Below are 14,660 nucleotides of genomic sequence, written 5' to 3'. Positions count from 1 at the left end.
AGCGATGAAGCCGTTCGACTGGGTGACCGGGTATCCGTCGTTGCGGATGCCGATGTTCGGGCGCAACTGCGTGGCGACCTCGCACGCGCTGGCGGCGCAGGCCGGCATCCAGATGCTCCAGGCCGGCGGCAACGCGGTCGACGCCGCGATCGCCACGGCGGCCGCCAAGACCGTCACCGAGCCGTGCAGCAACGGTCTCGGCTCCGACGCCTTCTGCATCCTGTGGGACGGGAAGGCGCTGCACGGCCTCAACGCTTCCGGCGGGGCGCCGGCCGCCTGGAGCCGGGACTACTTCCTGAAGAAGTACGGCGCCGGCGAGCGGCCGCCGATGCGCGGCTGGGACTCGGTCACCGTGCCAGGCGCGGTCGCCGCCTGGGCGGCGCTGAGCGAGCGCTTCGGCCGCCTCCCCTTCGCCGACCTGATGCAGCCCGCGATCCGCATCGCCGAGCGGGGCTACCTCGCGCCGGTGGTGGTCCAGCAGAAATGGGCGGCCGCGGCCCGGATCGAGGCGATCACCCGCCAGCCGGGCTTCTCTGAGTTCTTCCTGCCGCGGGGCCGGGCGCCGGATGTCGGCGAGCTGGTGACCTTCCCGGGCGCCGAGAAGACCCTTCGACTGATCGGCGAGACCAAGGGCGAGGCCTTCTACCGGGGCGAGATCGCCGAGGCGATCGCCGCGCACGCGCGGGCCAACGGCGGCGCGATGACCGCCGCCGACCTCGCGGCGTTCCGCCCCGAATGGGTCACGCCGACCGCGAAGGACTATCACGGCTACACGCTGCACGAGATCCCGCCGAACGGCCAGGGTATCGCGGCGCAGATCGCGCTGGGCCTCCTCGAGCAGTTCGACCTCGGCGGCCTGCCGGTCGATGGGCCGGAGTCGCAGCACCTGCAGATCGAGGCGATGAAGCTCGCCTTCAGCGACACCTACCGGTACGTCGCCGACCCCCGCGGGATGGAGGTGACGCCGGAGGCCATGCTCGACCCCGCCTACCTCGCGGAGCGCGCCAAGCTGATCGACCGGAACCGCGCCCAGGTCTTCGGGCCGGGCAAGCCGCCCGCGGGCGGCACGATCTACCTCACCGCGGCCGACGAGTCCGGCATGATGGTGAGCTTCATCCAGTCGAACTTCATGGGCTTCGGCTCCGGCGTGGTCGTCCCGGGCTGGGGCATCTCCCTGCAGAATCGCGGCTACGGCTTCGTGCTCGATCCGGAGAGCCCCAACGTGGTGGCGCCCGGCAAGCGCCCGTTCCACACCATCATCCCGGGCTTCCTCACGAAGGACGGAGCCCCGGTGATGAGCTTCGGCGTGATGGGCGGCAACATGCAGCCGCAGGGGCACGTCCAGACGCTGGTGCGGATGATCGACCACGGCCAGAACCCGCAGGCGGCCTGCGACGCGCCGCGGTGGCGGGTGAACGAGGGCCTGGACATCAACGTCGAGGCGGCGATGCCGCGCGCGACCCTGGAGCGCCTGAAGGCCCTCGGCCACGAACTCGAGGTGATCGAGGACAGCTACCAGGATTTCGGCGCCGGCCAGTTCATCTGGCGGATGGGCGATCCCGCCGTCGAGGGCTACGTGGCCGCGAGCGACCCGCGCCGCGACGGGCAGGCCGTCGTCTGGTGACGCGCTACTTGACCTGAACGCTGTCCACCACCTGGCGGAACTTGGCGAGGACGCCGTCGCGCTGATCCTGCCGCACGACGCCGAGGGCGCGGACGTAGCCGTCCGGTGCGAACCGGATGGTCTGCATGACCACGACCGGCTGATTGGTCGGCTGATCGAGGGCGCGGGCCACGATCTCGTGCCAGTCGACGCCGTTCGAGCGGTAGCTCTGCGCCCGCTCGATGACGAAGTCCTTGAGGGTCTGATTGGACGCCAGGGCGGCGCGGGCGAAGCCGTCCCGCTGCTCGGCCCCGGGCGGCTGCTGCACGGCCTGCGCGAGGACGAGGATCGGCTGTTCCAGATTCTGCATCTGGTCCTTCGGGCCGCTGGTGAGGAGGACCGAGTTGCCGGCCATCACCCGCACCGGCCGGAAGCCCGCCATGTCGGCGATGCGGAAGGGCAGCGCGTCGACCTGCTGGGTCAGCGACAGGGCCGGCCGGAGGGTGACGCCGGTCACCATCTTGCGCATCGAGGCCTCGGTCTCGGCGTCGGGCAGCGCCTGGGCGATGATCAGCCCGGTCACGGTCGGCGTTCCGACGACGAGGATCCACTTCCGGATCGCCGGCGCGGACGAGCCGGGATCGGCGGGCTGCTCACCGGTGTAGAGCATGCCCTCGTTGTCGCCGATCTTGACCTCCTCGCGCTTCTCGACCGCGAAGCCCTGGCTGAGCAGGTTGGCGTCGGTGAAGCCGCTGACGAGTTCCGCGAAGGCGTTCGCGGGCAATTCGACGACCGACACGGTCGCGCCACCCTCTTTCCGCTCGAAGCCCGAGAAGCGCCGCGACAGCGACATGTCGGCGGGCGGGTCGAAGCCGAAGCGCGAGCCCGCGGGATAGACGGGATCGCCGGCCCGGGCGGCCGAGCCGAGGCTGGCCGCCAGCGCGGCTGCGCACAGAACCCGTCCGAGACGCAGCGTCAGGTTGCGCATCCGCATCGAAAACCGGTTCTCCTGGTGGACCCAACTTTGGGTTAGTCCGCACCCGATGGGTCTGCCGGGCGACCTGTTCTGTCAAGCCGGCAACGCGGCGCGCCTGCGTTCACGATGAAGGGAAAGCGCGAGCGCGGCGGCGGCGCCGATCCCGACGCCGTAGGCGAGGAGATTCCACGGCGAGAAGATGGAGCCGAGGAGGAGCTGACCCGGCAGGGTCGTCCGGAAGGCGTCGAGGGCCGGCGTGTGGACGAGCCGGCTGCTCTCGATGAGCGCGGCGGCCCCGAAGGCGGCGATCAGGCAGGCACGCAGGCCCCAGCTGCCGGGTCGCAGGGCGGCGACCAGAAGGAACAGCATCGCCCCCCACAGGATCCCGCCGCCGTAATGGTGGATCGCGAGCGGCAGGCCCCAGTGCGGCACGCGCAGCAGCAGGCCGAGGGCGATCACCGCGGCCGCGAGGCCGAGATGGGTCGCGCGGGCCATCGGCAGCTCCCGACGCGCGGGCGCGGCCGGCACGGCCGGCCAGGTCGCGATGCCGTTCACCCGCGCGACCAGCGTGTAGGACACGATCATCAGCAGAAACCAGGACGAGAGCTTGGCCACCGGGACGATGGACCAGTGCTGCCGCTGGTTCGGGTAGAGCCACGTGCCGGACAGCGTGCCGAGATTCTCGGCGAACCAGATGAACAGCGCGACGAGCAGCAGGCCCAGCAGGAGCGGCATGGTGCGGTGCTCCCGCCAGACCTTGAAGTACACGGTCGCGGGGGCGAAGGCCGCGACCGCGACCGCGATGAGTCCGAAACGCAGGTCGATGCCGCGATGATCGATGAGGAAATTGACGTAGATCGCCACCGACAGGACCGCGAGCAGGCGCAGGCTCGGGTGCCGCGTGAACCGGAAATCGAACAGGCGCCAGACGCGGGCGAGGTAGCTGCCGACCGCCGCGTACATGAAGCCCGTGAACAGCGGGACGCCGCCGAGCCGGAACAGGTTCGCCTCCGGGTAGACCCAGCTGCCGATCGCGGTCTTGTGGATCTCCATGGCCGTGCCGATGACGTGGAAGACCAGGATCACCCGGGCCTCCGACCACGTCTCCATCCGCAGCCGCAGCATCGCGACCTGGAGCACGAGGGCGGCGAGGAACAGCGCGTCGTACCGGGCGACGGGCGCGTGGGCCGGCCAGACGAGGCGCGTGCCGAGCATGAGCGCCAGGAGCAGGCCGCCGAACAGGCAGGCCCAGCCCTGCTTGAGCCCGAACCGGACGAACTCGTAGAGCCCGGCCGTGACGCGCCCGCGCGCCAGGACCGCCTCCTGGAGGCGGGCCTCGGCCGCGACGAAGCCGGCGAGCGCCGGCCACTGTGCCGCCGCGCTGACGCGCCCGCCGGGGATCGCCGGCGGCATCGCGGTCGGTCCCGGCTCTAGGTCCCGCTCGCGCGTCATGGCGTGTCGCGCGTCATGGCGTGGCCGGCACCGTGACGCGTCGCAGGGTGAGATTGCAGCGGCCGCCCGGCGGCAGGAACCCGGGCCCGTCCGCCGCTTCCAGCAGGTCGCCGTCCGGGTAGAGCCGGTCGATGCCGTGGAAGACGAGCCGCGCGGCGCCACCCATCACCAGTGCGTCGCCGGCCTGCAGCCGGACCGAGCGGGTCGTGCTGGACCGGCTCGGGCCGCCGTAGCGGAACAGGGCCGCCGCGCCGAGGGACAGCGACACGACCGGCGCGGCGAGATCCGCCTCGTCGCGGTCCTGGTGGAGGCCCATGCGGGTCCCCGGCGCGTAGATGTTGATGAGGCAGGCTTCCGGCGGGGCCGGATAGGCCGCGAGCGTCTCCCAGGCCGCGCGGGCGGTCGGCGGCAGGGCCGGCCAGGGTCGACCGGTCTCGGGATGGTGCGGCTGGTAGCGGTAGCCCGCGACGTCGGAGACCCAGCCGAGGGGTCCGGCATTCGACATCCGCACCGAGAACGGCTTGCCGGTGCGGGGCATGCGCGGCGTCACGGGCGGCGCCTCGGCGAGAACCGCGGCGATCTCCGCGGCGAGCCGCGCGCGGGCCGCCGCGTCGAGGAAGCCCGGATGGTGGATCAGGCCCGGTGCGAGTTCCGACGCCACTCAGCGGTCCGCGTCGACGACCTGCTCCAGCACGGTCTTGGAGGCTACCGTGGTGTCGGCTTTCAGGCGGTAGACCAGCGGCACGCCGGTCCGGATCTGGAGATCGGGCACCTGCGCCTCGGTCAGTCCGTCGAGGACCATCACCAGGGCGCGGAGCGAGTTCCCGTGGGCCGCCACGAGGACCCGCTGGCCGGCCATCACGCGCGGCAGGATCGTCGCGACGTAGCAGGGCAGAACCCGCGCGGCCGTGTCCTTCAGGCTCTCGCCGCCGGGCGGCCGCACGTCGTAGCCCCGGCGCCAGGCGTGGACCTGCGCGTCGCCCCAGCGGGCGCGGGCCTCGTTCTTATTGAGGCCGGAGAGGTCGCCGTAATCGCGCTCGTTGAGGGCGCGCGCGCGCAGGACCGGGATCTCGGAGAGGCCCATCTCCTCGAGGATCAGCGCGCAGGTCCGCTGCGCGCGGACCAGCTCGGAGGTGAAGGCCACGTCGAACCCGTAGCCGTCCCGCTTGAGGCCGCGGCCGGCGGCCTGAGCCTCGGCGACGCCGCGCTCGGTGAGGTCCGGGTCGCGCCAGCCGGTGAACAGGTTCTGCAGGTTCCACTCGCTCTGGCCGTGCCGGACGAGGACGAGGAGCCGCTCCATCGCCGTCGCGCCGCCGGTCACAGGCCGAGCACGTCGGTCATGGTGTAGAGCCCCGGCGGCTTGGGATGCGCCCAGAGCGCGGCCTTGACGGCGCCCGTGGCGAACAGGCCCCGGTCGGCCGCGTGGTGGCTGATCGTCAGGCTCTCGCCGGTGCCGGCGAAGATCACGCTGTGGTCGCCGACGACGCTGCCGCCCCGCAGGGTGGCGAAGCCGATATCGCCGGGCCGGCGGGCGCCGGTATGCCCGTCCCGGGTCGAGACCCGGACGGCCTTCAGGTCGACGCCGCGGCCCTCCGCGGCGGCCTCGCCGAGCATCAGCGCGGTCCCGGAGGGGGCGTCCACCTTCATGCGGTGGTGCATCTCGGCGATCTCGATGTCGAACTCGTCGCCGAGGGCCTTGGCGACTCGCCGGACCAGCGCGGCCATCAGGTTGATGCCGAGCGACATGTTGCCCGACTGCACGATGCGGGCGTGGTACGAAGCCGCCTTCAGCTTGGCGAAATCGTCCTCCGAGAGGCCGGTCGTGCCGACGACGTGGACGATGCGCGCCTGGGCGGCGAGCTCGGCGAAGGCGACCGTGGCGGCCGGCGCGGTGAAGTCGAGGACGCCGTCGGCGCCCGCGAAGGCCGTGAGGGCGTCGTCGGTGACGGGAACGTCGAGGGGTGGCAGCCCGGCGAGGACGCCGGCGTCCTGGCCGAGCGCCGGCGAGCCGTCGCGCTCGATCGCCGCTGAGAGCGTGCAGCCCTCGGCCTGCGCCACCGCGCGGATCAGCATCCGCCCCATGCGCCCGTCGGCGCCGACCACCACGAGCCGCATCCCGTTCCCCAGCTTGCCGTCTCAGGCGGGCAGGAACGCGGCCGCGCCGGCCCCACCCCTGCCCGCATCGCTGTCCGGGTCCCCGCTCCGCCGCGCGGGCGGCGGGAGCCCGGGCGCCCTCACTCCTTCTGGGGGGCGATCTGCTCGAGCCCGCCGATATGCTTCTGCGCGTAGAGCGGCAGGCCGATCTGCTTGATCAGCTCGAGCTGGGTCTCGAGGAAGTCGATGTGACCCTCCTCGTCCTCGGCCAGATCCTCGAAGAGGCGCTTCGACACCCGGTCGTTGATCGAATCGCAGTACTTCGCGGCCTCGAGGTAGAGGCTGCGGGCCTCGTTCTCGGCGGCGAGATCGGATTCCAGGATCTCCTGGACGTTCTGGCCGATCCGCAGCGGGTCGAGCTCCTGCAGATTCGGGAACCCGTCGAGGAACAGGATCCGGTCGATGAACCGGTCGGCGTGGTTCATCTCCTCGATCGATTCCTTGCGCCAGAACTTCGCCAGCTCGACGTAGCCCCAGTCATTGAGCATGCGGAAATGCAGCCAGTACTGGCTGACGGCCGTCAGCTCGCTGCGCAGGCCGCGATTCAGATACTCGATGACCTTGGTGTCGCCCTTCATGCCCCCGTACTCCTTACCGTGCTCTCAGGCGGGGGGTAGAAGCATCAGGCCGCGACTCCCTCATCCGCAGTTTGGAATTTCACCAAACTACAGGCGCTCGCGCAAGCCGTCGTGCAAGCATGGCTGCTCTCCGCCGCCGCGGCCTCGCCCAGCGCGGTCTGCATGATCGCGCGGATCGTGCGGGCGCAGCGCCCGCATTTCGGGCTGCAGCCGAGGCAGGCGTAGACCTGCGCGGGCGTGCGCGGGCAGCCGGGTCCGGGGGCGAGGCAGCCGCGCACGGCGCCGTCCGATAAGACGTTACAAGAACAGACGATCATGCGCGCCGCAAATCCCGTCATCCCCGTGCCCGCCGCGGTCGTCGACGACCGTCTGGGGCACCCGCGCCAGTTTAGAAGAATTGAAAAGTAGCTGGCTTTTCAATACCTTATTGGCCACGGTCGACATGGCACCGCCGTCCGCGCGGGTCAAGGGCGTGCGATCTAAGTGCGCCCCAACTGTCAGGTCGGGCCGTCAGCGGGCGAGTTCGCGCAGGCCGAGCCGGATGAGCACTTTGGCCTCGGCGCCCTCCCCCGCACCCTTGAGCGCGGCCGCGATGGCGGCGGCGGCCTGGACCTGCGGGTAGCCGAGATTGACCAGGGCCGAGACGGCGTCCGCCACCGGCTGCGGGGCGGCGCCCTCCTCGACGGCGCCCGCAAGGGCGACCAGCGCGGGATCGACGGGCGCGAAGGCCGGGGCCTTGTCCTTGAGCTCGGCGGCGAGCCGGGCGGCGAGGCGCGGCCCGACGCCCGGGGCCCGGCTGATCGAGCCCTTGTCGCCGGTGGCGATGGCGCTCGCCAGCGCCTCGGGCTCCAGCACCGACAGAACGCCGAGCGCCACCCGCGCGCCGACGCCCTGGACGGTCTGGAGCAGGCGGAACCACTCGCGCTCGGCGTCCGAGCGGAAGCCGTAGAGGCGGATCATGTCCTCGCGGACGTGGGTCTCGATCGACAGCGCCGCGGGCTCGCCGACCTTGGGCATGCGCTGCAGGGTCCGCGCCGAGCAGTGAACGATGTAGCCGACCCCCGACACGTCGAGGATCACGAAATCCTCGCCGAACGAGTCCACGACGCCCTTGAGCTTGCCGATCATGCCACGCCTGCCGCTACCTCGGCTTGCCTACAGAACCGCGGCGGCCTTCGCCAGACGTGCTTGAGCGCGCAGGGAGATCATGAAATCACGGGCCCGCGCCGGCCGAGCTTGGCCGGTCACGGGGGGATGACATGCGCGCGCCACTTCTTGTCCTGATCGGCCTGCTCTGCGCCGGCCCGGCCCGGGCGGCGGACAACCCGGCAGCCCCGCCCGCACCGGTCGCGCCGAGCGCGGATCCGACGCAGGTCAGGCCCGGCAGCTACGTCCTCGATCCGGATCACGGCAAGATCACGTGGTCGGTCTCGCATCTCGGCTATTCGACCTATTACGGCCAGTTCACCGGCCTGAGCGGCACGCTCCAGCTCGACCCGAAGGCGCCCGAGAAGAGCCGCCTCGAGGTAACTGTGCCGCTCGGCGGCGTCATCACCGGCAGCACCCGGCTGAACGAGCACCTCGCGGCCCCGGATTTCTTCGACACGGCCAAGTTCCCGAGCGCCACCTTCACCGCCACCAAGGTCGAGCCCACCAGCCCGACCACCGCGCGGATCACCGGCGACCTCAACCTGCGGGGGACGGTCCGGCCGTTCGCGATCGACGCCACCTTCAACCAGGCCGGCATCCACCCTGTGGACCAGCGCTACACCGTGGGCTTCGACGGGCGCGCGGTCGTCAAGCGCTCGGATTTCGGCATCAACGCCTACCTGCCGCAGCTCGGCGACGAGGTGAGCCTGCGCATCGAGGGCGAGTTCAAGGCCGCGCCCTGACGGCCGGTCTGTCTGCCGACCGCGGGCCGACGCGGCGGGTGACGCCCCGTCGCCGGACGTGTAGTCAGCCGCCGTCGCGGCGCCGCGGCGAGGGGCGCGCCCAAGGGAACGCGCGTCTCCCGGTCGGCGCCCGGCATCGTCGCGAAGATGCGGGTGCGCCACCGCGCCGATCGATGCTTACCCTGGAGGTCTCAGCCGTGCGGCGTGTCGGTGTCCCCACCCTTGCCCTGACGCTAGCCCTGACGCTGAATCTCGCGGGGACGGCCGCCGCGCAGGCGCCCGCCGCGCCGGCCAATCCGGCCGCGCCGGCCTCGGCCCTCGACAATTACGCCTCGGCGGCGGCCACGACCATCATCGCCGAGCAGGCCTGCCCGGGCGTGCAGGTCCGGGCCGGCCAGCTGACGACGCTCCGCCTCGCGGCACGCGTCAATGCCGGGCAGGAGGCGATCCTGGAGGAGAAGCTGCGCACCCGCGCCACGCAGGTGCGCCAGCAGCTCGCCGCCGACGGCCGGGAGACGTGGTGCGCGCAGGCCCTCGCCGCCTTCGGCCCGGCGGGCAGCGTCGCGAAGGGCATCCTGGCGACCGGCGCGCCGATCCGGTGACACCGCCCGGCAGGCCGCCGCGGATTGACACGGCGCCGCCGCGCCCGTACTGACCCCGCATGGCGCGCGGCCTCAGCTGGGGTCCGCGCGTTTCGCGTTGTCCGGGCCGAACGCCCGTTCAATGACTTCAAACAAGAAGCCGGTCCAGGGGCAGCCGCCCCGGAGGCCGTTCGAGAACACGAGAGAACGATGTTCGCAGTCATCAAGACGGGCGGTAAGCAGTACCGCGTCGCCGCCAACGACACCATCACCATCGCCTCCCTGGCGGGCGAGGCCGGCGAGGCCGTGACCTTCGGCGAGGTCCTCCTGTTCGCCGACGGCGCGGGCGCGACCCAGGTCGGCGCCCCGACCCTGTCGGGCATCAGCGTCACGGGCGAGATCGTGCGCCATGGTCGCGACAAGAAGGTGATCGCCTTCAAGAAGCGCCGCCGGCAGAACTCGCGCCGCAAGCGCGGCCATCGCCAGGACCACACGGTCGTGCGCATCACCGGCATCTCGGCCTGAGGCCGGCGCACCGCTGGGCGCGTAGCGGTCCCTGAGGACCCGATCCGCGACCGCATCCCGACAGATCAGAATTCGGAGTTCATCCCATGGCACACAAGAAGGCAGGCGGCTCGTCCCGCAACGGTCGCGACTCGGAAGGCCGGCGCCTCGGCGTCAAGAAGTTCGGCTCGGAGGCCGTCATTCCGGGCAACATCATCGTGCGTCAGCGCGGCACCAAATGGCATCCCGGCGCCAATGTCGGCATGGGTAAGGACCACACGATCTTCGCGCTGGTACCGGGCCATGTCCGCTTCGAGACGCGCCGCGGGCGCGCCTTCGTAGGTGTTACCCCGCTGGCCGAGGCCGCGGAATAAGAGGCGGGCGCCCTGAGTGGCGAAGCTGGCGTCCCGCCCGGTGTCCCACACCGGACCGGAGACGTCGTTGCCGAGCCCCTGACGGGCCAGGTCGGACGGAACACCGGGGAGGATGGGACGCCATCCTCCCCTTCGTCGTCTTGAGGCGGTGCCCCGGAGCCGGGAGCGCCGCCCTGCGAGGGCACGATGTTCCCCGATCTGACCCGTGATGACGTTTTCCGGATCGAGACGCGGCGGCTGTGGCTGCGCTGGCCGACCGCCAAGGACAGGGACGCGATCCTGAAGCTGGCCGGCGACCCGTCGGTCGCCGCGATGCTGGCGCGGGTGCCACACCCGCTCCCGGCCCCGGAGGTGGACGCGTTCCTGCTGCAGGCGCGCTCGCGGAATGCCGCCGGTTCGGCGCTCACGCTCGCCCTCGCGCCGCGGGCGGCGCCGGGCAGCCTCATCGGTGTCGTCAGCATCGAGGGGCGGAGCGACGGACCGCCGGAACTCGGCTACTGGCTCGGGCAGCCCTACTGGGGCAGCGGCCTGATGGCCGAGGCCGTGACGGCCCTGTGCCACGCGTTCTTCGCGTATACGGGCGGGACGGAACTCGCCGCCTCGGCCCGCACGGTCAACCCGGCGTCCCGGCGCGTGCTGGAGACCTGCGGCTTCGCGCAGGCCGGCAGCGCGATCCGGCCCTTTCCGGCGCGCGGCGCGGACCTTCCGGTCGATCTCTTCAGCCTCGACCGGCAGCGCTGGCAGACTCCGCCGTCCGAGCCGGCGATGACGCGGGCCGCCTGAGGCGGCCTCGCGGCGCCGGACTGGCCGGCGGCCGCCGACAGGGTGATGGTGCGGGTCGCGAATCCGCGCCCGACAAAGGATTCAGGTCGTGAAGTTCCTCGACGAAGCCAAGGTCTATGTCCGCTCCGGTGATGGCGGTCCCGGCTGCGTCTCGTTCCGGCGCGAGAAGTTCATCGAGTTCGGTGGACCGAACGGCGGTGACGGCGGCCGCGGCGGCGATGTCTGGGTGGAGTGCGTCGAGGGTCTCAACACCCTGATCGACTACCGCTACCAGCAGCACTTCAAGGCCAAGAAGGGCGAGCACGGCATGGGCTCGAACTGCCACGGCGCCAACGGCGCCGACACGGTCCTGAAGGTCCCGGCCGGCACGCAGATCTTCTCCGAGGACGGCGAGACGCTGCTCGCCGACCTGACCGAGGTCGGCCAGAAGATCCGCCTCGCCAAGGGCGGCAACGGCGGCTTCGGCAACGCCTACTTCACGACCTCCACGAACCGGGCCCCGAAACACGCCAATCCCGGCCTGGAAGGCCAGGAGATGTGGATCTGGCTGCGGCTCAAGCTGATCGCCGATGCCGGACTCGTCGGGCTCCCGAATGCCGGCAAGTCGACCTTCCTGGCGAGCGTCACCGCGGCGAAGCCGAAGATCGCCGACTACCCGTTCACGACCCTGCATCCCGGCCTCGGCGTGGTTCGCTCGGACGGGCGCGAGTTCGTGCTCGCCGACATCCCGGGCCTGATCGAGGGCGCCCACGAGGGCGTCGGCCTCGGCGACAGGTTCCTCGCCCATGTCGAGCGCTGCCGGGTGCTGCTGCACCTCGTGGACGGCACGAGCGAGCATGCGGGCAAGACCTACAAGCTGGTGCGCGGCGAGATCGAGGCCTACGGCAACGGCCTCGCGGAGAAGCCCGAAGTCGTGGCGCTCTCGAAGGCCGACGCGCTCGACGCCGACACGCTCAAGAGCCAGGTGGCCAAGCTGAAGCGCGCCGCCGGCCGCGCGCCGCTGGTCCTGTCCTCGGCGAGCCGCAAGGGCGTTCCCGAGGCGCTGCGCGCGCTTCAGGCCGAGATCGATGCCAGCGCCGAGGCCGAGCGGAAGCCGGCGGCCGCCTGGCAGCCGTAGCCCTCGACCGACTGTTCAAAGGGCGGGTCTTGGTTCACACCCGCCCCGAACGCGCCGTCCCGCACGAATCATGATCCCTGCCCTCGAAGAATTCCGCCGCGTGGTCATCAAGGTCGGCTCGGCCCTGCTGGTCGACCGCAATGCCGGCCGCCTGCGCCACGCCTGGCTCGCCGCGCTGGCCGAGGACATCGCGGAGCTGCACGGGCGCGGCGTCGACGTCCTGGTCGTGTCCTCGGGCAGCATCGCCCTCGGCCGGACGGTGCTGGGCCTGCCGCCCGGCGTCCTGCGCCTGGAGGAGAGCCAGGGCGCGGCCTCGGTGGGGCAGATCACGCTGGCGCGCCACTGGGCCGAGGCGCTGGGCCATCACGGCATCGTCGCCGGCCAGATCCTCGTGACGCCGCAGGATACCGAGGAGCGCCGCCGCTACCTCAACGCCCGCGCCACCGTGCTGAAACTCCTGGAGATGCGCGCGGTGCCGGTCGTGAACGAGAACGACACGGTGGCGACCTCGGAGATCCGCTACGGCGACAACGACCGGCTCGCCGCCCGGGTCGCCACCATGATCGACGCCGACGTGCTGGTGCTGTTCTCGGACATCGACGGCCTCTACACGGCGCCGCCCCAGAGCGATCCGGAGGCCCGCCACCTCGCGGTGGTCGACCGGATCACTCCCGAGATCGAGGCGATGGCCGGCGGCCCGGCCTCCGAGCTGTCGCGGGGCGGCATGCGCACCAAGGTCGAGGCCGCCAAGATCGCGGCCTCGGGCGGCACGCACTTGGTCATCGCGGACGGGCGCGGGAAGAACCCGCTGAAGGCCGTGCGGGACGGGGCGCGCTGCACGTGGTTCCTCTCGGGGTCCACGCCCACGGCCGCCCGGAAGACCTGGATCGCCGGCTCGCTGGAGCCGCGCGGCACCCTGACGATCGACGCGGGCGCCGAGCAGGCGCTCCGGAGCGGGGCCAGCCTGCTTCCCGTGGGCGTGCGCGCGATCGAGGGCAGCTTCTCCCGCGGCGACGCCGTGATGATCCGCGATCCGGAGGGCCGGATCCTCGGCCGCGGTCTCGTGGCCTATGACAGCGCCGAGGCCGCGCTGATCATCGGTCATCCGAGCGCGCGCATTCCGGAACTGCTCAATTATCCCGGTCGCGCCTGGATGGTGCACCGCGATGACTTGGCACTATTCTAGAAATCGTCGACAGAAGCTAATCTATTTACAATTTTTGTCTCGATGATCGCCACCGTTCCCGGCCCGGCACTCTTGTCGAGACGGCGTTCGATGTGCAAATACGGCGCTCTCCCCCCGTCCGGGCCGCGCGCGCGGCCGTCGACAACCGAGGACGCCAGCGTGCCCGTCCTGAACCTGAGATCGGACTTCGCCGAGGCCGACGCCCTTCCGGAGCAGATGGCGGCGATCGGCCGCCGCGCCCGGGCGGCGGCGCGGCGCATGGCGCTGGCCTCGGCGCGGACGAAGGACGTCGCGCTCAAGCTGATCGCCGAGCGGATCCGCGCGAGCCGCGACGAGATCCTGGGCGAGAACGCCCGGGACGTGGCCGCCGCCCGGAGCGCGGGCCAGACCGCCGCGCTGATCGACCGTCTGACGCTCGACCCCGGGCGCCTCGCGGCCATCGCGGACGCGGTCGAGAAGGTCGGGTCGCTCGCCGACCCGGTCGGGCGCCAGCTCGCCGCGATCGAGCGGCCGAACGGCCTCCTCATCGAGCGCATCGCGGTGCCGCTCGGCGTCGTCGGCGTCATCTTCGAGGCGCGCCCCAACGTGACGGCGGATGCCGGCGCGCTCTGCCTGAAGGCCGGCAACGCCGCGATCCTCCGGGCCGGCTCGGACAGCCATCGCAGCGCGATGGCGATCGCGAAGGCGATGAGCCGCGGGCTCGCCGATGCGGGCCTGCCGGAGGACGCGATCCAGCTCGTGCCGACCCGCGACCGCGCCGCGGTCGGGCTGATGCTCGCGGGCCTCGACGGCTGCGTCGACGTGATCGTCCCGCGCGGCGGCCGCGGCCTCGTGGAGCGCGTCCAGGCCGAGGCGCGCGTGCCGGTCTTCGCGCATCTCGACGGTATCAACCACGTCTACGTCGCCGCGGCGGCGGACCTCGACATGGCCCGCAGCGTGCTGCTCAACAGCAAGATGCGCCGCACCAGCGTCTGCGGCGCCGCCGAGACCCTGCTGGTCGACCGCGCCTGCGCGGCGACGCATCTCGCGCCGCTGGTTCAGGCCCTGCTCGACACCGGCTGCGCCGTCCGGGGCGATGCCGCGACCCGCGCGGTCGATCCCCGGGTGACGGACGCTTCCGAGCAGGACTGGCACACCGAGTACCTCGACGCGATCATCGCGGTGCGGGTGGTGGACGGGATCGAGGCCGCCATCGAGCACATCGAGACCTACGGCTCGCATCACACCGACGCGATCATCACCGAGAACGACGCCGAGGCGACCCGTTTCCTGGCCGAGGTCGACTCGGCGATCGTCACCCACAACGCCTCCACGCAGTTCGCCGACGGCGGCGAGTTCGGCTTCGGGGCCGAGATCGGCATCGCCACGGGGCGGATGCACGCGCGCGGGCCGGTGGGCGTCGAGCAGCTGACCACGTTCAAGTACCGGGTCCACGGCAGCGGCCAGATCCGCCCGTGACG

At 71.7% G+C, this 14,660-nt stretch carries 17 protein-coding genes; 9 read left to right on the top strand and 8 right to left on the bottom strand.

What is annotated here, in order from left to right; translation table 11 throughout:
* Nucleotides 1–4 precede the first annotated feature (4 nt).
* Nucleotides 5–1,624, top strand: a complete 1,620-nt coding sequence (locus tag BM314_RS13150) for a gamma-glutamyltransferase family protein (RefSeq protein WP_091978395.1) — start codon at nucleotides 5–7, stop codon at nucleotides 1,622–1,624.
* A 4-nt stretch (nucleotides 1,625–1,628) separates the two neighbouring features.
* Here the strand turns inward: BM314_RS13150 and BM314_RS13145 are convergent, their stop codons facing one another.
* From BM314_RS13145 to ruvA, 8 genes are all read right to left on the bottom strand, one after another.
* Nucleotides 1,629–2,597 carry a hypothetical protein gene (locus tag BM314_RS13145; protein ID WP_020091491.1) on the bottom strand — a complete coding sequence of 323 codons (969 nt, stop codon included), beginning with the start codon at nucleotides 2,595–2,597 and terminating at the stop codon, nucleotides 1,629–1,631.
* A 75-nt stretch (nucleotides 2,598–2,672) separates the two neighbouring features.
* Nucleotides 2,673–4,031: a DUF817 family protein gene (locus BM314_RS31360; RefSeq protein WP_091978394.1), complete on the bottom strand. Its 1,359-nt coding sequence runs from the start codon at nucleotides 4,029–4,031 to the stop codon at nucleotides 2,673–2,675.
* A 13-nt stretch (nucleotides 4,032–4,044) separates the two neighbouring features.
* Nucleotides 4,045–4,692 carry an alpha-ketoglutarate-dependent dioxygenase AlkB gene (locus BM314_RS13135; RefSeq protein ID WP_091978393.1) on the bottom strand — a complete coding sequence of 216 codons (648 nt, stop codon included), beginning with the start codon at nucleotides 4,690–4,692 and terminating at the stop codon, nucleotides 4,045–4,047.
* A complete protein-coding gene (locus BM314_RS13130) occupies nucleotides 4,693–5,331 on the bottom strand; it encodes a 2,3-bisphosphoglycerate-dependent phosphoglycerate mutase (RefSeq protein ID WP_091978481.1) in 639 nt (212 codons plus the stop codon). It abuts the gene before it with no gap.
* A gap of 17 nt (nucleotides 5,332–5,348) precedes the next feature.
* Nucleotides 5,349–6,146, bottom strand: coding sequence for a 4-hydroxy-tetrahydrodipicolinate reductase (gene dapB, locus BM314_RS13125; protein WP_056521879.1), 798 nt, complete (start codon nucleotides 6,144–6,146; stop codon nucleotides 5,349–5,351).
* 119 nt (nucleotides 6,147–6,265) lie between these two features.
* Complete coding sequence (gene bfr / locus BM314_RS13120) at nucleotides 6,266–6,763, bottom strand: bacterioferritin (RefSeq protein WP_091978392.1); 498 nt, start codon at nucleotides 6,761–6,763, stop codon at nucleotides 6,266–6,268.
* 44 nt (nucleotides 6,764–6,807) lie between these two features.
* Entirely contained in the window at nucleotides 6,808–7,080 is a 273-nt protein-coding gene (locus BM314_RS30980) for a (2Fe-2S)-binding protein (protein ID WP_083916283.1), read from the bottom strand.
* Between the two features lie 193 nt (nucleotides 7,081–7,273).
* A complete protein-coding gene (gene ruvA, locus BM314_RS13110; RefSeq protein WP_020091486.1) occupies nucleotides 7,274–7,891 on the bottom strand; it encodes a Holliday junction branch migration protein RuvA in 618 nt (205 codons plus the stop codon).
* Nucleotides 7,892–8,022: 131 nt separating this feature from the next.
* On the opposite strand from ruvA, the gene BM314_RS13105 reads away from it, so the two are divergent.
* The 8 genes from BM314_RS13105 (at nucleotide 8,023) to BM314_RS13070 (ending at nucleotide 14,658) form a co-directional block, all read left to right on the top strand.
* Nucleotides 8,023–8,655 (top strand): YceI family protein, encoded by a 633-nt coding sequence (locus tag BM314_RS13105; RefSeq protein ID WP_091978391.1) that lies wholly within the window; start codon nucleotides 8,023–8,025, stop codon nucleotides 8,653–8,655.
* 197 nt (nucleotides 8,656–8,852) lie between these two features.
* Nucleotides 8,853–9,257, top strand: a complete 405-nt coding sequence (locus BM314_RS13100; protein ID WP_234081062.1) for a hypothetical protein — start codon at nucleotides 8,853–8,855, stop codon at nucleotides 9,255–9,257.
* A 189-nt stretch (nucleotides 9,258–9,446) separates the two neighbouring features.
* Nucleotides 9,447–9,761 carry a 50S ribosomal protein L21 gene (gene rplU, locus BM314_RS13095; RefSeq protein ID WP_010683509.1) on the top strand — a complete coding sequence of 105 codons (315 nt, stop codon included), beginning with the start codon at nucleotides 9,447–9,449 and terminating at the stop codon, nucleotides 9,759–9,761.
* Nucleotides 9,762–9,847: 86 nt separating this feature from the next.
* Nucleotides 9,848–10,114, top strand: a complete 267-nt coding sequence (gene rpmA, locus BM314_RS13090) for a 50S ribosomal protein L27 (protein ID WP_012317134.1) — start codon at nucleotides 9,848–9,850, stop codon at nucleotides 10,112–10,114.
* A gap of 186 nt (nucleotides 10,115–10,300) precedes the next feature.
* Nucleotides 10,301–10,897, top strand: a complete 597-nt coding sequence (locus BM314_RS13085; protein WP_020091483.1) for a GNAT family N-acetyltransferase — start codon at nucleotides 10,301–10,303, stop codon at nucleotides 10,895–10,897.
* A gap of 88 nt (nucleotides 10,898–10,985) precedes the next feature.
* Nucleotides 10,986–12,014: a GTPase ObgE gene (obgE, locus tag BM314_RS13080; RefSeq protein WP_056521891.1), complete on the top strand. Its 1,029-nt coding sequence runs from the start codon at nucleotides 10,986–10,988 to the stop codon at nucleotides 12,012–12,014.
* Between the two features lie 70 nt (nucleotides 12,015–12,084).
* A complete protein-coding gene (proB, locus tag BM314_RS13075) occupies nucleotides 12,085–13,200 on the top strand; it encodes a glutamate 5-kinase (protein WP_020091481.1) in 1,116 nt (371 codons plus the stop codon).
* 159 nt (nucleotides 13,201–13,359) lie between these two features.
* Nucleotides 13,360–14,658 (top strand): glutamate-5-semialdehyde dehydrogenase, encoded by a 1,299-nt coding sequence (locus BM314_RS13070; RefSeq protein ID WP_091978390.1) that lies wholly within the window; start codon nucleotides 13,360–13,362, stop codon nucleotides 14,656–14,658.
* The last annotated feature ends 2 nt before the right edge of the window (nucleotides 14,659–14,660 follow it).

Origin of the sequence: Methylobacterium sp. 13MFTsu3.1M2, assembly GCF_900112625.1 — a bacterium.
Taxonomy (GTDB): Bacteria; Pseudomonadota; Alphaproteobacteria; order Rhizobiales; family Beijerinckiaceae; genus Methylobacterium.
The sequence above is the reverse complement of the archived record's forward strand: the minus strand, read 5'-3'. Positions and strand labels throughout refer to the sequence as shown.